Raw genomic sequence first — 18097 nt, 5'->3', positions numbered from 1 at the left:
CATTGCAGGAGTCAGTTCTTGAAAATTGCCGTACTTCATTTCGTGCACGAGACCGTCACGTTTCTGTCCAATCCGACCACGCTCGACGACTTCATTTACGAAGGCTCGCCCGCTAAAGGCGAAGCCCTCCTGAGCATCGACGCCAAGTCGTACATGGGCGGCTTCGTCAAGGCGGCCCGCGAGCACGCCGACGTCGAGCTGGTGGGCATCGAATCGCCGCTGCAACCCAAAACGGGCATCGGCTCGGGATGGATCACCACCGAAGCGTTCGACCATTTCCTCGGCAAGATGGTCGAGGCGCTTCGCGCGCAAGGACCGTTCGATGGCGTGTATCTCGCGCTGCACGGCGCGATGGGCGTGACCGGCGTGGCTCGCCCGGAAGCCGAGATTGCGCGCCGGGTGCGGGAAGCCGTCGGCCAGGCCGCGTTTATCGCCGCCACCTTCGACCCTCATGGCAACGAAGACGAAGCCTTCCTCGCTTCGGCCAACCTTGCCTTCACCGTCAAATACTATCCGCACTACGACGCCTACCTGCAGGGCACGCGCGCGGCGCGCAACCTGATTCGCTGCATCCGTGGCGACTTCACACCGGCCCATGCGTCGCGCAAAGTGCCGCTCATCTCGCCGACGGTGCTCCAGTGGACGGGAAGCGCGGCCTGGATGTCGCTGATCAATCGCGCCCTGACCTGGGAGGCGCGCGAGCCCGACGTCTACGTGAACGTCTTCTTCGGCTTCCCTTGGTCGGACGTGCCCGACGCCGGCATGTTCGTGCAGGTGACGACGAACGGGAATCCCGCGCTCGCCGCGGAAGTCGTCGAGGACATGTCGCAGGCCATCTGGCGCCAGAAAGACGCGTTGCTGAATTCGACCGAAATCGTGCCGGTCAGCGACGCGGTAGCGGCCGCCGCGTCGGCCTGTCAGCGGGGAGCGTTCCCGGTCGTCATCGCGGACCATAGCGACCGTTCCGGCTACGCCACCTGGGTACTCGACCAGATCATCCAGCAAGCGCTGCCCGATACGGTCATCGCCACCGTGACGGATGCCTCCGCGCTCGACGCGCTGCAAGCAAAACATGCGGCCTCGGGTGACGCGGTGGAGATCGAGGTCGGCGGCCGGGTGGACGCCTCCGCCGGGCAGCCGCGCGTGGTGCGCGGCACGCTCGTCACCGTTCCCGGGTTGCAGACGAAAGACGCCGGGAAACTGCCGTTTGCGACGATCCGCTTCGGAGACAACAACCTGCTCGTGATCAGCCGCTACCTCACCCAGGTGATGGAGCCCGCGGAACTCGCGCAGTTCGGCGTGGACATCAACGCCTACAAGGTGTTCGCCATCAAGTCGCGGGTTCACTTCCGGCGCGGCTTCGACGACAGCGGCTTCGCGAAAACGATCGTCATCACCGAGCCCGACGAGGCGTTTCTCGGCACCACGCGACTCGAAGGTCTCGCGTACGCCAACCTCGAGCTGTCGTCCTTCTATCCGTACAGCAACGACGTAGCACGCTGATCGCACGACGCCGGCCTCGCCCGGCGCCGGCCTTCGGCATTCCCCACCGATCTCGACAATAACGCTTCGGCATCCTGAACAACATGAAGAAAACACTTCTCGCCTGCGCATTGGCATCGTCCGCCGTTTCCTCGTTCGCGCAGAGCAGCAACACCCTTTACGGGATCATCGACACGGGGGTTGCCTACATCAACAATCAGGCCGGCCATTCGAACCTTTTCATGGAAAGCGGCTGGGATTCCGCGAACCGGTTTGGTTTCAAAGGCACGGAAACTCTGGGCGGCGGCTATGCGGCCATTTACCAGCTCGAAGCGGGCTTCAATTCGACGACGGGTACGGCATCGGGCGGCCTCATGTTCGGCCGCTGGGCTTACGTGGGTATCAGTTCACCCTATGGCACGCTCAAACTCGGCCGCCAGTACGACTTCATGTCGCCGTATCTGTTCGCCGACTCCAACATGGAATATCAGTCGCTGTGGGCGGGTCAATACAACGACGCCGACCGCATCGCCGGCGAGTGGGTCAACAACGCGGTCTCGTGGGAAAGCGCGGCATTCGCCGGTTTGCGCGTGGGCTTGATGTACGGATTCAGCAATGCGGTGGGCGCGTTCAACGGAACGAGCGGTTCTCCGCGCACCGTCAGCGCAGGCGCGCGATACCACCGCGGGCGACTCGGCATCGATTTCGCCTTCACAAAGTCGAACGGCACCGGCGCCAGCATCTCGCAGAACCTGTTCGGCGCCAGCGATTCGCGGGCCATGGGACTGGGCGCGCGCTACGCTTTCGATCGCTTCACCGTGTACGGCAACATCAACGCGAGCTATTACAACGGCATCAAAGGCGGCCTGCATCAGTCCATTCAGGGCACCGACTTCGGTGTGCGCGCGGCGCTAACGCCTACGTTTTTGCTGACGCCCGGCGTCTCGCTCACGCGAGTCGAAGGAAAGGGCTCCGGACAGTTCAATCTCACGGGCGACTACCTGCTTTCCCGTCGCACCGACATTCAAACCGGCGTCTTCTACGCCCACGCCTTCAATGACCGGTTCCAGCCGGCCTTGCTGCCTGCCTTGAACCTGGCCACCGACGTGGGCGCGTCCACGTCGGTCAATCAGGTTGGCGTGCGCGTCGCGTTGCGCACGCGGTTCTAACGAAGCGGGCGAACGATTACCCGTGCCGGACCTTCGCCGCCGGATAGTCGAGCAGCCCGCCGTGGAACGGCATGGACGCGAGCGTGTCGGGGCCGACCTCCTGGTCGATCGACGCATTCCGTTATCGGGAGATTGCCGTCACGTCTTCATCACGCTGATCACATGCGGCTGCGTCATCGCCTTCAATCCTTCCGTGCCGAACTCGACGCCCCAGCCCGAGTGTCCCGTGCCGCCGAACGGCACCATGGGATGAATCGCACCGTGCTGGTTGATCCAGACCGTCCCGGCGCGAATCCGCGCCGCGACCGCCTCGGCCTTGCCGATATCCGACGACCACACCGACGCGCCCAGCCCCACACTCAGGCGATTGGCGCGGGCAACGGCATCGTCCACGTCGCGATAGCGAATAATCGGCAGCACCGGGCCGAACTGCTCTTCGTCGACGAGGCGCGCGCCGTCGCTCAGGCCCGTCACTAGCGTGACCGGATAGAAGTAACCGGCGCCATCGCGCGGCGCGCCGCCGCATTCGATCGTCGCGCCGTTCGCGCGCGCGTCTTCCACCAGCGCGACCACTTTGTCGTATTGCGCGCGGTTCTGGATCGGCCCGATCGCCACGCCCAGCGCCAGGCCATCGCCCATCGGCATCGCGAGGGCGATCGCGCGCAACTCGTCGACGATGGCGTCGTGCAGCGCGTCGGGCACATAGAGCCGCTTCGCGCAGGCGCAGGTCTGCCCCATGTTGAGAAACGCGCCCCAGAAGAGCTTCATGGCAATCACTTTCGGGTCCGCGTCCGGCAGCACGATGGCGGCGTCGTTGCCGCCTAGTTCCATGGTCGCGGGCGTGAGCTTCTGCGCGGCCGCGGCGGAGATCCGCGCGCCGGTCGCCGTGGAGCCCGTGAACAGAATCTTGTCGATGTCGTCGTGCGCGGTGAGGCAGGCGCCGACGCGGCCATCGCCGCTCACGCTGTTGAGCACGCCGGGCGGCAAGACCTGGGCCATCAGCCTCACCATCTCCAGCGTCCCGATACTCGTGTACTCCGACGGCTTGATCACCACGGTGTTGCCCGCCTTGAGCGCCGGAACGATTTGCCAGATCGCGATCAACAGGGGCCAGTTCCACGGCGCGACCGCGGCGATCACGCCATAAGGCTGGCGATGCATCGTGTCGCGGCGCGTGGCGTCCTCGAACACGACTTCGGGCGCCAGCGAGAGGCTCGCGGGCACGCGCGTCCACACTTCGCAACCCCACATCTCGAAGCGCGAACCCGGAATCTGGTCCGGACCCACGCCGCCGAGCGGCTTGCCCTGCTCGCGGGTAATCCACCGCGCGAGCGGCTCGGCGTGCTCCTTGAGGACATCGGCCACGCGCAGCAATGCTTCGCTGCGGGCGGCGTCGCCCAGCGCCGCCCACGCCGGTTGCGCGGCGCGTGCGGCGGCGACGGCCTCGTCCACCTGGGCGTCGCTCGACATCGGCACGCGGCCGATGGCTTCGCCGGTAGCGGGATTGACGGATTCGAACGTATCTTGCGCGGGAACCGGCTCGCGGTTGACGGTGTTGAGGAAGGTGTTCATTGGAGAGCCTGAGGGTGCGGGGTATCGGAGTGCGTTGCGGTGCCTGCGGTCTGCGCGAGTTCGAGGCGAGCGCGGCTTCGTGCCGGATTCACGGCGACAAGGCTCACCACGCCGCCGACGGCGAGCACGCCTGCCGCAAACATCAGGCCGTTCTCGTAGCCAACGATGCCTTCCGTCGCCGAAACGAAGCGGCCCATGCTGATCGGCGCGATCAATCCGGCCGTGGTGGCGAGTGAATTGGCGATCGCCAGCGCCGCGCCGCGTTGCCGGGCGGGCGTGATCTCGCCCGTCACCGCCGAGCACAGCACGAAGGTGATCTGCGGCAGGCTGCAGCCGACTGCGAGCAACACCGTGCGCGTCATGCGGTCCAGTCCGAAGCGCAGCGCGATCACGATCAGCAGTGCGCCCGCGAGCGTGCAGCCCGCGGTGAGCACGCCGCGCGACACGCGGGAGCCTACGCCGCGCCGGAGCATCGTCTCCGAAATCCACGAGCCCAGCAAAATGATGGGAATGTTGATCGCGATGAAGAGCGAAAACATCCAGCCGCTTTCCGACGCGCCGAAGTGCAAACCCTTCTGCAAATACGCGGGAATCCACGTGAAGATCAGGGCGACCACCCAGTACGCGCTCCAGTACACGACCACGTTGCCGAGGTAGGTTGGATCGAGCAGCAGGCGCCGGTACGGCAGCGACGCCACCGGCGCAGCGGCACGCGAGCCCTGCGCGAGCGCGGGTTCGTCGAGCGGACCTTCGGCGGCGAACAGTTGCCAGAGCACCAGCCACACGACGCTCGCGCAACCGAGCGCGAGGAACGCCGTGCGCCAGCCGAAGTGGATCGTGAGCGCGGTGACGACCGGCCCCGCGATGAGCATGCCGACCTGCCCGCCCTGCATGATGATCGCCGTGGGCACGTTGCGGCGATGGTCGGGCACCCACTTGTAGCAGGCATGCAGCGCGAGCGGATACGCCGGCCCTTCCCCCGCCCCCAGCACCACGCGGCAGGCGATCAGCACCGGCAGCGAGATTGCGCCGATCGCCAGCGGAAACTGCGCGATGGCCCAGATGAACGCGAGCAGCAAAATAAGCGGCTTCGAGGCAATGCGGTTGGCCGCGAACCCGAAGCCGATACCTGAGAGCGCGAACAGCGCGAAGAACGAACCGGCCACGAGGCCGAATTGATTCGGCGAAAGCTGCAGATCGCGCATGAGCGGCACGGCGACGAGGCCGAGTGCCGCTTTGTCGGCGAAATTGATCAGCATGAAAACGAACAGCAGCGCGATGATGAGCGCCGGCGAGCGGCGCAAAGAGCGTTCCGACATGATGACCTCGATGCTCGAATGGCGGGTGCCGTTGCCGGCAGCGCGTGGTCGTGGTACGTCAGGGACGCCCGTTAGGGACGCTCGCCCGTGATGGTCGCGCGCATCATGCGCCGCACGGCCGGGAAATAGTCCTGGATGGCGTAGTGCTGGGTCGCGCGGTTGTCCCAGAAGACAACCGTGTTCTTCTGCCAGCGCAAGCGCATCTGGTATTCCGGGCGGCGCGCCTGATCGAACAGATAGTCGAGCAAGGCCCGCGCGCCCGTGGCGAATTCCGGCATGCCGCGAAACGCTACGGACTCCGTAAAGTTCAGCAGATGCGTCGTGAAGCCTTCGTTGACGTAGAGAATCTTCTCGCCCGATTCGGGATGCACGCGAACGACCGGATGCACCACCGGCGGAAATTCGGCGCGAATGGCGCAGCGCTTTTCAACGGCAATGCGGTCGATGAAGCCGGGCAGCATGTCGTGCACGGCATGCAGATTGTCGATTGCCTCACGGATCGCGGCGGGCAAACCCTCGTACGCGAGCGCCATGTTCACCCACAGCGTGTCGCCGCCGCTCGGCGGGCATTCCACGCAGCGCAGGATCGACCCGAGCGAAGGAATTTCGCGCCAGCTCACGTCGCTGTGATAGATGTTTTCGCGCGCGGGATGGCTGCCGTCGCCGCCCAGCAGCACGAGTTCCGGGTGATCGGCATGATGCGGAAACACCGGATGGATCTCCAGCGGGCCGAAGCGGCGCGCAAACGCCACATGGTCGGCCGGCGCGATGTCCTGGTCGCGGAACACCAGCACCTTATGGCGCACCAGCAAGGCGCGCAGCGCGGCGATGTCGTGGTCGTCGAGCCCGGCACCCAGGCGCACACCGCTGACTTCGGCACCGATCGAAGGCGTGATGGGCTGGGCGCTCATGCGCTGCGCGGCCTGCCGGATGTCGGGGGAAGCGTCGTAAATGGGGCTGGCAAGGGTACTCATCGGGTCGTCTCCAATTTGTTTCATTTGAGACGATACTAATTTATCCGGCGCGCGCCTGTAAAGACGAAAGCGATCCCGCCAGGGAAATTCCCGAGAAGTCCGCTTCCCCGCTCGCTCAAACGTGAGCGTTGCCGCCCAGATCGCCCGCGCTCATTTCAATCACTTTCTTGTCGAGTTTCGTCAGCGCATTCACGAAGACTTCGCGTTCGCTCTCGGTGAGGACGTCGAGCAATTCGCGTTCGAGATTCGTGGCGATCGGGGTGATCTGATCGTGAATCTGCTGGCCTTTGCGCGTGAGTTTCAGGCGGTTGCTGCGCATGTCGTTGACGTTGTCGGAGCGCGAGATCAGTTTCATCGCCGACATTCTCGTCACCGCGCGGCTGACTTTGGCCTTGTCCATGCTGGTGCGCTCCATGACTTCACCCGACGATAGCTCGCCATAGCGCCCGAGCACGGCCACCACGCGCCACTCCGGAATGGAAAGGCCGAAGCGCTCCGCGTGCTGCTGCGCAAACGTCACCGCGATGTGCGACGCAAGGACGGTAATGCGGTAAGGGACGAAACTTTCGAGGTCGAACATGAGGGTGCGCCAGGCAAGAATCCGAATGACCCGAATATTAGCAAGTTACCCATCGGCCGGAGCGCTCCTCGAAACGCGCGGTCGTTTGAGAGAGAGTATTCAGCGGCGCATTCAACCGCGCTTCGCCGTCTTATCCGTGGATCCGACGACGAAGCGCCCTCGTGCAGGCAACACGCCAATGTCTGTCTATGCCCGCGCCTCGTTGTAGTATTCTGGCGGGCCGTGCATAACAGGGTGGAAGGAATGGAGCACTCCGGTGCTGGTCACGAGCAACCCGCACCTCGTCTCGACGTTTTGGCCGAGGCGGAGTTGACGCGTTCGGGCTTTCGCCTGGCCTTTCCCGCCGCACTCGAATCCCGCTATTGGCGCGACATCGCCGTCGAAAGGCTGCGGGAAATGCGTTTTATCGCGCTTTGGGGTGTAGGCGGCTATTTCTGCCTCGGCGTCTTGCTGAATCTGATCGTCATCGAGAATCCCAACTGGACGAGTGTCGCGATCCAGTTGGTGGGCGCCAGCCTCCTTACGCTCGCCATCATCCACTTCGGTCTGCGCAACAGCGTGGGGGTTGCCCGGCGCGAAATCGCGCTGCTCGCGTGCTGTCTCGTTTGCACGCTCGCGGCAATTCTGGTCGTCACCGCCAAGCCGGGGCCCGTCACGCAGCGCGACTTTCTTCTTGCAATTCCGCCAGCCAGCTTCGTTCTGATCTTCATCCGGCTGCGCTTCCATCAAGCGGCCGCGTTCTTCATTGCCAATCTCGGCGTCTACGCGCTCTCCGTGTTCGTCCGCCCGGAAATCAGCCGTAGCGACGCCATGTTTCTGATCGGCTTCATGAACACGCTGTTGCTTCCGGCGCTGGTGGGCGGACATGCGTTCGAACGCGCCTTGCGCCGCATTTATCTGCACGGACTGCTGGAACGCCTGCGCGGCGAGAAACTCGCCGCTCAAAATGCAACGCTGACCGGTCTCTCGTACACGGACCCGCTGACCGGCGTCGCCAACCGGCGCAGGCTCGACGAGACGCTCGCCGCGCTCGCGACCGCACCCGGTGCGACGGGCGCGTTGCTGCTCGCGGATATCGATCTCTTCAAGGCATTCAACGATCGCTACGGCCATCTTGCCGGCGACGCGTGCCTGTGCCACGTCGCGCAATGTCTTGCGTCTCGCTTGCGCAGCACCGACCTGCTCGCCCGCTTCGGCGGCGAGGAATTCGCGGTCGTGCTGCCGGGCACGACCATCGAAGAAGCGAGCCGCACCGCAGAACGATTGCGCGACGCGGTGCAAAACCTGCACTTCGTCGTGGAGAACCAGCGAGTCAGCGTCACGATCAGCATCGGCATCGCCATGCGTCTGGGACAGAGTTCGCCGGACGCGCTCATCGGCGCGGCGGACATGGCGCTCTATGCGGCCAAGCACGCCGGACGCAACCTCGTGCAAGTCGCGCTGCCCGATTCCGGCCAGCGCGAGCCGCTTTCGGCCTGACGGTCGCGACGCCCCCAACCGTCGTCCTCTTTAGCAACCGCGAACCCGTTACGCGGGCAGGTCGCGCACGACCTCGATCAGATCGCCGCCGTTCATCTCGTAGAAGAAGCCGTATAGCTGAACGTGCTTCGGCACGGCCGGGCTGTCACGCAGCAGTTTCACGTCGTGTTGCAGCGACGCCTCGAAGTTCATGATCGCGAGACTGTCGTGATCGAACATCGTCGAAATGTCGGCGTGGTGGCAATCGTGATACTTGCCGATCAGCTGGTCGGGCCGGAAACCGGTGGCGCCGCAGAACGAGTGATGCACGACGACCACTTTCTGCACTTTGAACAGGTAGTCCATCGTCGCCACCGACTGCAATGCCGAGGCGGCACGTCCGGCGGCGCAGTACACGGCGAACAGCGTGCGCGTGTGACCGATCTTGTTGCCCTGCGCGTCGAGGATGTTCTGCCCTGGATAGACTTCGTCGCCGAAGTGTTCCGCGACGACCTGCGGCACTTCGCCGGCGCGCGGGTCGAAGCAGCAGATCACCATCGTCTTCATCGGAATCGCCTGATTGAAGCCTTTGAAGTCGTCCTGATCGAACCACGATTGCGTGCGGAATTCGTACTCACTATATTTCGCCGACATATTGCTGCTCCTCGAGTGGAAAATGCATCGCCGGAACTTGCGCGGAAAAGCCGTCTAGCTTTCGAAGGGTGCGTGGTCGATCAGATCGCAAACATTCGGACAGTCGAAGCCATGCACGTGACGGCGCGCGACGTCGGCGAGCCCCGTGCCGACCGCCGTCTGCGGCTTTTTTCTCGCGACTTCGGCAATCGCTTGCTGGAACGCGAGCTTGAATCCGTCGCGCGGATAGAGTTGCAGCACGTCGTCCACGAACGAAGGTGTGATTTCGTCCAGAAACAGACCGAATACGTCCACGTGCGCGCCCAGATAGATCAGCGCGATTTCCGCCTGCTTGCGGTCGGCAATGCCGCCGCTCGAGTGCAGCGCGATACCGTCCCAGACGAGATCGGCCTTCTCTTTGGTGTAGCCGTCTGCGAGCAGGAGGCGGCTCGCGGCGTCGGCGCCATCGACCTCGAAGCGCTGCCCGGCACCGTACGGCTCCGTTAAACCGAGGTCGTGATATAGCGAGGCGAGGTAGACGATCTCGGGGTCGTACTTCAAGCCGCGTTTTTCCCCGAGATACGCCGCAAACCACCAGGTGCGATGCACATGTGCCATCATCGGCCGCGAATGAATGTGCTCGACGAGCGCCATTGCCTTGCGTGTGTGCGCGGTATCGGGAGCGGTCAACGCTCCGATGCTGACAGGTGGTTTCATAACGTTCCCGGTACGTTGATTCCCGTTTTCGATACTCGGGATTCTCTCGCCGCGCCGGGCACGGCTCAATTACCCGCCGGGTAATCGGCGTGTGATTCATTTGAGGCACACTCTCAATTCACACACGGAGCGAGTCACGATGGTCGAAGCGAACCCGGCATCCAGAAACACGCGCCTCGCGACGGGCGAGTTGCTCCGATACTGGCGCGGTGTGCGCGGCCAGACGCAACTCGGCCTCTCGCTCGCGAGCGGCGTGTCGCAGCGGCATATCAGCTTCATTGAAAGTGGACGGAGTTCACCGAGCCGGCAAATGCTGCTGGATCTCGCCGAGTCGCTCGATATTCCTTTGCGGGATCGCAATGGTCTGCTGCTCACGGCGGGCTACGCACCGATCTACGCAGAGGGCACGTGGGAAGACGAAGCGATGCTGGGCGTGACGACGGCGCTCAAACGGATGCTGCATCATGCAGAACCGTACCCTGCCGTGGTGATGGACCGCTACTGGAACGTTCTCATGACGAACGAGGGCTTGCCGCGCCTTTTCAACTGCTTTACTGATGTTTCGAGTTGGCCGGGGCCGAACAACATCCTGCACGCGATATTCGATCCGGCGCGCCTTCGGCCGCATATTTCCGGCTGGAACAATCTCGCGATCAGTCTCATTCAACGCGTCTACCGCGAGGCGGTGGGCAGACACGTGGACGAGCAGACCACGGCGTTGCTCGAGAGTTTGCTGGCGTATCCCGGCGTGCCCGGCGACTGGAAGACCCCCAAGGGTCTCGAATCGGCGGTGACGTCGCCGGTGGTACCACTGGCCCTCATGAAAGACGGACAGACGCTTCGTTTCTTCTCGATGGTCACCACGGTCGGGACGCCGCAAACCGTTGCGGGACAGGAGCTGCGGTTGGAGTGCATGCTGCCGGTCGACGCGGAGACCGAACGTCTTCACCAGGCGCTACTGGACGAGGCACTCGTTCGCAACCGGAGCTGAAGGCGGAATTCGCACCCCACCAAGGTCTCCTGGTGTCGGCAATCAAGATCCATCGGAGGGGAACGTCAACCGCGCCCCGTTGGACCTCTCTGCCCGGCATCTGGCGCGATCAATCCTGGCATGGCGCTACCGATGCGCCTCGAATGCCGTGACGCTCGAGCGCGGCGGCAACAAAGCCCGAGCGCTTCATGTCCTCCACGAATGCGCCCAGCGCGGCCGCCGCCGCCTCGCCCCGGCTTTTCGCCACGCCCATTGCCTGACGAATCACCATGAAGCGTTCGTCGAGCAATCGCAAGCCGCCCACCTTCGCGGCATCGGCTTCGAGTTGCTGCTTCACGCCCGCCGCCACTTCGAGTTTTTCGTCGAGAAACGTTTGCACGACCGCCGGCGAAGTAGGCGCACGCACGATCTGCGCGGCCTTGAGTTCGCGCGTGAGAAAGAGATCGTACGCACTGCCCTTGCCCACCACGACGCGGTTGTGCGCCTGATCGATTTCGGCATTGCTGCGGACCGGCGAGTCGTCGCGCACGAGATAGAAGCCTTCGATCAGCACGTACGGCTCGGTGAACGCGATGGTTTCCCCGCGTTTGGGATCGACGGCGAAAAAGCCGAAGTCGGCGCGCTCGTCGCTCACGGCTTCGACCGATTTGCCCGCCGCGTCGAACACCACGAGTTCGAGCGGCACGTCAAGACGCTCCGCGAAGGCGCGCGCGAGATCGACGGAAACGCCGAACGGCTCGCCTGATTGCGTGTCGCGGTTGGCGAGAATCGGATTGCCGAGATTGATGGAGGCGCGCAGCGTGCCCGTGGGCGCGAAGGCGTGGACGAGGGCGGAGTCGAGGGTCATCGGGTTTCGCTGTTGAGACCGCGCACGGGCGCGCGCGGATCAGGGTTCGAAAATCTCGCGAATGCGCGAGAGCGCGTCGAGCGTATGCAGCAAATGCTGGCGCAGTTCCTCGGCAGCTTCCTCGTTGTGCTCGCGTTCGAGCAATTCGAGCACATGCAAATGCTGCTTCGCGTGTTCGACATAACGTTCGCGATGCTGCATCGACCGATACGAGAGCAAACGGCGCACACGATTCACGCGCCGGATCGTGTCGATGAAAAACGTATTGCCCGACGCCTCCACGAGCGACTCGTGAAAGCGCACGCCGCGGTCGTGCAACTGATCGGCCGTGTCGGTTTCGATACCGCCGGCCAGCAGATGCTTTTCCGTTTCGCGGCAACGTTCGAGCACCTTGCGTTCGAGCTTGTAGCCGGGCTCCAGCAACGCGGCCGGCTCCAGCGCGAGGCGCAGCCGGTACGACTTGAGCAGGCTGTCCGGCGTCGTGAGCATGGGCGAAAACTCCCAGCCGTAACCGGGTTTGCGCTCGGCCCAGCCTTCCTGCGCAATGCGCCCGAGCACAGCCGTGAGCTGCGCGCTGGTCAGGCCGTAACGCGTGCGTATCATCTGCTCGGAAAACTCATTCGGCAATTCGCCTTTGAGCAGATCGTCGGCAATGCGGAAATAGACGCTCGTGATCACGTCCGTTTCCGCGAGACCGAGTTCTTCCACCACGTTCGACAACGACGCCACCACCGGCCGCGCGACAAAGAAGCCGCGATTCTTTTCACGCGTGAGCACGCCTTTTTCGTGCAGCAGCGCGAGCGCTTCGTTCACGGGCGAGCGCGACACGCGCAAGCGGTCGGCGAGCATTTGCGCAGGCAGATGCGCGCCCGTTTCGAGCCCTTCGTTGCGGATCAGTTCGAGAATTTGCGTCGCGATGGATCGGTCAATCATGTCAGTCGGCGATTGACGCCGCGCGCGGCGTTAGCGGTTTTTGCCTCCGCGCGCGAGCGTCTGTTGCAGGATCAGCGGAATCACGCCGCCCGAACGCAACAGCGTGCATTCGAGTTGCGTTTCCACGGCCGCGCGCGCGTCGATCGAATCGATACGGCCGTCGGCGCGCACGATACGCACCGGCACCGCGCAACGCGGCGTGATGGCGGCGGCATCCGCTTCGACTTCGAGCATATCACCCGGCCCGATCGCGAGGCTATCCGGGTGCGTCCCCGGCGCGAAGCGCAACGGCAGAATACCCATGCCGATAAGGTTCGAACGATGAATGCGCTCGAAGCTCGCGGCCAGCACCGCGCGAATACCGAGCAGACGCTGCCCTTTCGCGGCCCAGTCGCGCGACGAACCCGTGCCGTAGCGTTCGCCCGCGATCAACACCACCGCGTCGCCATGTTGCGCGTAGCGTTGCGCGGCTTCGTGGATCGGTAGCACATCGCCGCTCGGTACATGCAGCGTGTGCGCGACCGGCATGCCCGGTTTCAGGCGATTCACGAGCGTCTTGTTGTAGAACGCCGCGCGCATCATCACTTCCCAGTTGCCGCGCCGCGAGGCGAACACGTTGAGGTCGTCGCGATCGTCGCCGCGCGAAACGAGAAAGTCCGCGACGAAGCTGTCCTTCGGAATCGCGCTCGCGGGCGAGATGTGATCGGTCGTCACGTCGTCGCCGAGCACGAGCAGCGGATACGCGCGATAACGGCCGAGCTGGCTGCCTTGATCGAGCGACGCGAACGGCGGCCGGCGCAACGCCGTGGACGCCGCGCCCCACGGGAAGCGCGCGCTCGAAGGCGCCGCGAGTTCGTGCCACGCGGGATTGCGGCTCGCCACGGCGAACGCGCGCGGGTAATCCTCGGGATCGGCCGATTGCGCCACCAACGCCGCCACTTCCTCGCGCGTGGGCCACAGATCGCGCAGATACACCGGCGTGCCATTGGCGGCGCGCTGCACCGGCTCGCGGCTCAGGTCGATCTCCGCGTTGCCCGCGAGCGCGAATGCGATCACGAGCGGCGGCGACATGATGAAGCCGAGATCGAGATCGGGATGAATACGGCCCGCGAAATTGCGGTTGCCCGACAGCACCGCCACCGGATAGATGCGGCCTCCGGCTTGCGCGTCGCGCACGCTTTCCGTTAGCGGCCCCGAATTGCCGATGCAGGTCGTGCAGCCATAACCGACGATATCGAAGCCCACGGCCGAAAGATCGTCGATCAAGCCAGCGCGCGCGAGATACGCGGCCGCGGCGGGCGAACCCGGCGCGAGCGAGGTCTTGATCCACGCGGGCACCGTGAGGCCTTTTTCGCGGGCTTTACGCGCCACCAGACCGGCGGCGATCAGCAGCGCGGGATCGGACGTGTTCGTGCAACTCGTGATGGCCGCGATCGCCACGGGATGGCGCGGCATCTCCGCTTCGCGTGCCGGGGGCGTGAAGTCGAGCTTCGCGAGCGTTGCCGGCAGCGCCGTGTAATCGAGCAGATCCTGCGGCCGGCGCGGCCCGGCCACGTGCATGCCGATGCGCGCGAGATCGATCTCGATCGTGCGCGTGTAGCGCGGCGCGGCTTCGGGATCGAACCACAGGCCCGCCGCGCGCGTGTAAGCCTCGACGAGTTGCTCGGCCTCCTCGCTGCGATGCGTCGCGCGCAAATACTCGAGCGTGCGCGCATCCACGGGGAAAAAGCCGGTGGACGCACCGTATTCCGGCGCCATGTTCGCGACCACGGCGCGCTCTCCCGCCGTCAACGTCGCCACGCCCGGCCCGAAGAATTCGACGAATTCGCCCGACACGCCAATCGCGCGCAGGCGCTGCGTGACGGTCAACGCGAGGTCGGTCGCGAGCGCGCCGGGCGGCAATGCGCCCGTGAGTTTCACGCCGATCACGTCGGGAATGCGCTGCATCACGGGCATGCCGAACATGACCGTTTGCGCCTCGAGTCCGCCCACGCCCCAGCCGAGCACGCCGATGCCGTTGATCATCGGCGTGTGGCTGTCGGTACCGATCAGCGTATCGGGCACGGCCCACGCCTCGCCGTCGCGCATCGTGCGCGTCACCACGCTCGCGAGCTGCTCCAGGTTGATCGTATGCATGATGCCCGTGCCGGGCGCGTGAATGCGCACGCCGGTCAGCGCGCGCGAAGCCCAGCGCAGAAAGCGGTAGCGCTCCGCATTGCGGCGCAGTTCGAGCGCGAGATTGCGCGGCGCGGCATCGGCTGCGCCGAAGTATTCGACCGCCAGCGAATGATCGACCGACGAATCCACCGGCAACACCGGATTGAGCGCCGCGGGATCGGCGCCCGCCTCGGCGAGCGCGTCGCGCATGGCCGCGATATCGACGAGCGCGGGTGTGCTGGTCGTGTCGTGCATCAGCACGCGATTGGGCTGGAACGCGATCTCGTGCTCGCTCGTCGCACGCTCGCGCCAGGCGAGGATCGCGTCGACGGCTTCGCGGCGCTCGCCGCCTTCGGTATTGCGGATCACGTTTTCGAGCAGCAGGCGCAGCACCACGGGCAATTCGCGCAGATTCGCGCCGAACATCGCGGGCAAATCGACATAGCGCAGCGGGACGCCTGAAATCTCCAGACGAGCGATCGGTGGGGTGTCGGTGTTTTCCATGAGTGTATTTTTGCACTTATCCAGGTCAAAATGCAATCCAGTGGAAACCCGAAATGCAAAAAATCAGGAGACAGCCGTGAGACAAGCCGCCGTGGCCGCTGTTATGCCCGTGATCGCGCCATCGCCCGACACCTTGCGGCGCAAGCTCGTGCTGGGCGCGGCGTCGTTCGGCGCACTGGCCACCCTGGGCGCGGCGCCACGGCACGCTTTGGCGCAACCGGCGGCCCGAGAGGAACCGCATCACCCCGTTTTGAAAGGACAGTCATCCATGTTTGCTTACGTCGGCTCGCGCACCACGCGCGAACGCAACGCCCGCGGCGACGGCATCAGCGTTTATCAGGTCGATACGACGACCGGCGCGCTCACGCTCGTGCAACTCGCGAAGGACCTCGTGAATCCGTCGTTTCTCGCTCTCAGCCGCAATGGCGAGCGCCTTTACACCGTGCACGGCGACATGAGCGACATCAGCGCGTTCGCCGTGGACAAGGCGAGCGGCACACTCACGTTCCTCAACACGCAGAGCACGCAGGGCAAGAATCCCGTGCATCTCGCGCTCGATCCGCTCGAGCGCCACGTGGTCGTGTCGAATCACATCGGCGCGAGTCTCGCCGTGCTGCCCGTCGCCGCCGATGGCTCGCTGCTGCCGCTCACGCAGCTCGTGCATCTCGAAGGACCGATCGGGCCGCACCGCATCGAACAAAAGCAGTCGAAGCCGCACTTCAACCCGTTCGACCCGGGCGGGCGTTTCGTGATCGTTCCCGACAAGGGCCTCGACCGCACATTCTCGTTCCGCTTTGAAAACGGCACGCTCACGCCCGCCGCCACGCCGTTCGTCGCCTCGCGCGAAGGTGCCGGGCCGCGCCATCTCGCGTTTCATCCCGGCGGCCAGTATGCGTGGATCGTCAACGAACTCGACTCGACCGTGACGAGCTACCGTTACGACGCCGCGACAGGCGCGCTCGCGCCGTTCCAGGTGCTCTCCGCGCTGCCGGAAACGTTCACGGGCGACAGCCGCGCCTCGGAGATCGAAGTCGATCGCAGCGGCCGCTTTCTCTACGCCTCGAATCGCGGCGACGACAGCATTGCCGTGTTCGCCATCAACGCGGCGACCGGCCATCTACGCTTCGTGCACGCCGAACCGACGCTCGGCAAGACGCCGCGCTTCATGACGAGCACGCCCGACGGCCGCTTCCTGTATGCGCTCAACGAAGACAGCGACACGATCGTCGCGTTCAGCGTGGATGCCCAGTCGGGACGCCTCACGCCTACGGGTTTCGTCGCCGAATCGGGCAGCCCCGTGTGCATGGTGTTTTCGACACACGCCGCATAACGCGCCGCTCATCCCACGCAAAAAACCGGCGGCCGCGCGCCGCCGGTGGAGACATCCATGCAAGCCACTCCCGCAATCGACGAACGCGCGCTCGTGCGCAAGATCGCCTGGCGCATCATTCCGTTCGTGTTCATTCTTTACGTCATTTCGTATATCGACCGCGCCAATATTGGCTACGCCGCGCTGCAGATGAATCACGAACTGGCGCTCACGAGCGAAGCGTTCGGCTTTGCTTCCGGCATCTTTTTTATTGGCTATTTTTTGTTCGAAGTGCCAAGTAATGTCATGCTCAACAAGTATGGGGCGCGCGTGTGGATTGCGCGCATTCTGGTGACCTGGGGCCTCGTTTCGGTGGGCTCGGCTTTCGTGCAGAACGCCACCCAGCTTTATGCGCTGCGCTTTCTGCTGGGCGTGGCCGAGGCCGGCTTCTTTCCCGGCATCATCGTGTATCTGACCTACTGGTTTCGCGCGAAAGAACTCGCCACCACGGTTGCGCTGTTCACCGCGGCGATTCCCGTGTCGTACATCATCGGCGCGCCGCTGAGCACGTGGGTCATGGACACCGTGCACTGGTTCGGCTGGAGCGGCTGGCGCTGGATGCTGGTGCTCGAAGGTGCGCCCGCCTTGATCGGCGGCGTGCTCTGCTTTCTCTATCTGACCGACCGCCCCGCGCTCGCGAAATGGCTCGCGCCCGAAGAACGCGAGTGGCTGCTCGCCGAACTCGAAGGCGACCGCAAGGCACGGCCTGCCGCAAAGCATTTCGGCTCGCTCAAAGCGATGACGAATCCGAAAGTGCTCTATCTCTCGTTCATCTATTTCGTGTACCAATGCGGCAGTCTGGGCGTGGGTTACTGGATGCCGCAAATCATCAAGGGCTTTTCGAAAACGCTGAGCCACACGCAGATCGGTTTGATCGCGATGGTGCCGTACCTGTTCGCCACGGTCGTGATGATCCTGTGGTCGCGTAACTCGGACCGCCGCAACGAACGGCGCCTTCATTCGGCCGTGCCGCTGGCCGTGGCCGCGCTCGCATTACTGGGCGCGGGTCTCACCACGAACCCGTATGTGTCGATCACGATGATCAGCTTCAGCCTCGCGGGACTCTACGCGTTCAAGTCGCCGTTCTGGGCATTGCCCACGCTCTTTCTCACGCGTTCCACAGCCGCTGTTTCCATCGCCGTGATCAATTCCGTGGGTAATCTTGGCGGTTTCGCAGGACCGTTCGCTATTGGCTATATCAAGGGCTCGGGCCAGAGCGCGACGCCGGGACTGCTGTTTCTTTCCGCGCTGCTGGTCATGGCATTCCTGATGACGTTCTTTATCCGCATTTACGAAACGCCCTCGCCCGACGACGCGCACGGTGCCGTGGCGAATCACGGCCACTAAACCCGAAGCAGCAACGCCGGGCAAGCCTGCCCGGCTTCCAGCACA

At 64.3% G+C, this 18097-nt stretch carries 15 protein-coding genes; 6 read left to right on the top strand and 9 right to left on the bottom strand.

Features of this window, described 5'->3' with window-relative positions; all coding sequences use genetic code 11:
* The first annotated feature begins 18 nt into the window (after positions 1-18).
* Together FAZ98_RS21320 and FAZ98_RS21315 are read left to right on the top strand one after the other, a co-directional pair.
* Entirely contained in the window at positions 19-1503 is a 1485-nt protein-coding gene (locus tag FAZ98_RS21320; protein WP_158953524.1) for a M81 family metallopeptidase, read from the top strand.
* An 83-nt stretch (positions 1504-1586) separates the two neighbouring features.
* Positions 1587-2651, top strand: coding sequence for a porin (locus tag FAZ98_RS21315; RefSeq protein ID WP_158953522.1), 1065 nt, complete (start codon positions 1587-1589; stop codon positions 2649-2651).
* A gap of 138 nt (positions 2652-2789) precedes the next feature.
* Here FAZ98_RS21315 and FAZ98_RS21310 read toward each other — a convergent pair whose 3' ends face one another.
* The 4 genes from FAZ98_RS21310 to FAZ98_RS21295 all read right to left on the bottom strand — a co-directional run bounded on the left by FAZ98_RS21310 (position 2790) and on the right by FAZ98_RS21295 (position 7036).
* On the bottom strand, positions 2790-4223 hold the full coding sequence (locus FAZ98_RS21310) for an aldehyde dehydrogenase family protein (protein ID WP_158953520.1): 1434 nt from the start codon (positions 4221-4223) through the stop codon (positions 2790-2792).
* Positions 4220-5542 carry an MFS transporter gene (locus FAZ98_RS21305; protein WP_158953518.1) on the bottom strand — a complete coding sequence of 441 codons (1323 nt, stop codon included), beginning with the start codon at positions 5540-5542 and terminating at the stop codon, positions 4220-4222. Before FAZ98_RS21305 ends, FAZ98_RS21310 begins: the two co-directional genes overlap by 4 nt.
* 71 nt (positions 5543-5613) lie before the next feature.
* Positions 5614-6516 carry a TauD/TfdA dioxygenase family protein gene (locus FAZ98_RS21300; RefSeq protein WP_158953516.1) on the bottom strand — a complete coding sequence of 301 codons (903 nt, stop codon included), beginning with the start codon at positions 6514-6516 and terminating at the stop codon, positions 5614-5616.
* A 115-nt stretch (positions 6517-6631) separates the two neighbouring features.
* A complete protein-coding gene (locus tag FAZ98_RS21295) occupies positions 6632-7036 on the bottom strand; it encodes a MarR family winged helix-turn-helix transcriptional regulator (RefSeq protein WP_158953514.1) in 405 nt (134 codons plus the stop codon).
* Between FAZ98_RS21295 and FAZ98_RS21290 the strand changes: the two genes are divergently transcribed.
* Positions 7016-8575, top strand: a complete 1560-nt coding sequence (locus FAZ98_RS21290) for a GGDEF domain-containing protein (protein WP_158953512.1) — start codon at positions 7016-7018, stop codon at positions 8573-8575. The genes FAZ98_RS21295 and FAZ98_RS21290 overlap by 21 nt on opposite strands.
* A 48-nt stretch (positions 8576-8623) precedes the next feature.
* On the opposite strand, the gene FAZ98_RS21285 is transcribed toward FAZ98_RS21290, so the two are convergent.
* Positions 8624-9208, bottom strand: a complete 585-nt coding sequence (locus FAZ98_RS21285; RefSeq protein WP_158953510.1) for a carbonic anhydrase — start codon at positions 9206-9208, stop codon at positions 8624-8626.
* A 54-nt stretch (positions 9209-9262) separates the two neighbouring features.
* Positions 9263-9877 (bottom strand): HD domain-containing protein, encoded by a 615-nt coding sequence (locus tag FAZ98_RS21280; protein ID WP_325072523.1) that lies wholly within the window; start codon positions 9875-9877, stop codon positions 9263-9265.
* Positions 9878-10043: 166 nt separating this feature from the next.
* On the opposite strand from FAZ98_RS21280, the gene FAZ98_RS21275 reads away from it, so the two are divergent.
* Complete coding sequence (locus FAZ98_RS21275; RefSeq protein ID WP_158953506.1) at positions 10044-10895, top strand: helix-turn-helix domain-containing protein; 852 nt, start codon at positions 10044-10046, stop codon at positions 10893-10895.
* A gap of 109 nt (positions 10896-11004) precedes the next feature.
* On the opposite strand, the gene FAZ98_RS21270 is transcribed toward FAZ98_RS21275, so the two are convergent.
* The 3 genes from FAZ98_RS21270 to acnA are packed head-to-tail and all read right to left on the bottom strand — an operon-like array spanning position 11005 to position 15336.
* The gene (locus FAZ98_RS21270) at positions 11005-11742 is read right to left on the bottom strand and encodes an ABC transporter substrate-binding protein (protein ID WP_158953504.1); all 738 of its coding nucleotides are present in this window, start codon (positions 11740-11742) and stop codon (positions 11005-11007) included.
* Between the two features lie 39 nt (positions 11743-11781).
* Entirely contained in the window at positions 11782-12675 is an 894-nt protein-coding gene (locus FAZ98_RS21265; RefSeq protein WP_158953502.1) for a GntR family transcriptional regulator, read from the bottom strand.
* A gap of 30 nt (positions 12676-12705) precedes the next feature.
* Positions 12706-15336, bottom strand: coding sequence for an aconitate hydratase AcnA (gene acnA, locus FAZ98_RS21260; RefSeq protein WP_158953500.1), 2631 nt, complete (start codon positions 15334-15336; stop codon positions 12706-12708).
* Positions 15337-15604: 268 nt separating this feature from the next.
* Between acnA and FAZ98_RS21255 the strand changes: the two genes are divergently transcribed.
* Positions 15605-16666: a lactonase family protein gene (locus tag FAZ98_RS21255; protein ID WP_233272809.1), complete on the top strand. Its 1062-nt coding sequence runs from the start codon at positions 15605-15607 to the stop codon at positions 16664-16666.
* Between the two features lie 57 nt (positions 16667-16723).
* A complete protein-coding gene (locus FAZ98_RS21250) occupies positions 16724-18052 on the top strand; it encodes an MFS transporter (protein ID WP_158953498.1) in 1329 nt (442 codons plus the stop codon).
* Positions 18053-18097 lie beyond the last annotated feature (45 nt).

It is taken from the genome of Paraburkholderia acidisoli (assembly GCF_009789675.1).
GTDB classification, from domain to species: Bacteria; Pseudomonadota; Gammaproteobacteria; order Burkholderiales; family Burkholderiaceae; genus Paraburkholderia; species Paraburkholderia acidisoli.
Note: the sequence above shows the minus strand (reverse complement) of the source record. Positions and strands in the feature narration are given on the sequence as shown.

Coding starts and splice junctions, on each gene's coding strand:
- FAZ98_RS21315 (WP_158953522.1), top strand. CDS start 1,587: ATGAAGAAAACACTTCTCGCCTGCGCATTGGCATCGTCCGCCGTTTCC.
- FAZ98_RS21310 (WP_158953520.1), bottom strand. CDS start 4,223: ATGAACACCTTCCTCAACACCGTCAACCGCGAGCCGGTTCCCGCGCAA.
- FAZ98_RS21305 (WP_158953518.1), bottom strand. CDS start 5,542: ATGTCGGAACGCTCTTTGCGCCGCTCGCCGGCGCTCATCATCGCGCTG.
- FAZ98_RS21300 (WP_158953516.1), bottom strand. CDS start 6,516: ATGAGTACCCTTGCCAGCCCCATTTACGACGCTTCCCCCGACATCCGG.
- FAZ98_RS21285 (WP_158953510.1), bottom strand. CDS start 9,208: ATGTCGGCGAAATATAGTGAGTACGAATTCCGCACGCAATCGTGGTTC.
- FAZ98_RS21275 (WP_158953506.1), top strand. CDS start 10,044: ATGGTCGAAGCGAACCCGGCATCCAGAAACACGCGCCTCGCGACGGGC.
- FAZ98_RS21270 (WP_158953504.1), bottom strand. CDS start 11,742: ATGACCCTCGACTCCGCCCTCGTCCACGCCTTCGCGCCCACGGGCACG.
- FAZ98_RS21265 (WP_158953502.1), bottom strand. CDS start 12,675: ATGATTGACCGATCCATCGCGACGCAAATTCTCGAACTGATCCGCAAC.
- acnA (WP_158953500.1), bottom strand. CDS start 15,336: ATGGAAAACACCGACACCCCACCGATCGCTCGTCTGGAGATTTCAGGC.
- FAZ98_RS21255 (WP_233272809.1), top strand. CDS start 15,605: ATGTTTGCTTACGTCGGCTCGCGCACCACGCGCGAACGCAACGCCCGC.
- FAZ98_RS21250 (WP_158953498.1), top strand. CDS start 16,724: ATGCAAGCCACTCCCGCAATCGACGAACGCGCGCTCGTGCGCAAGATC.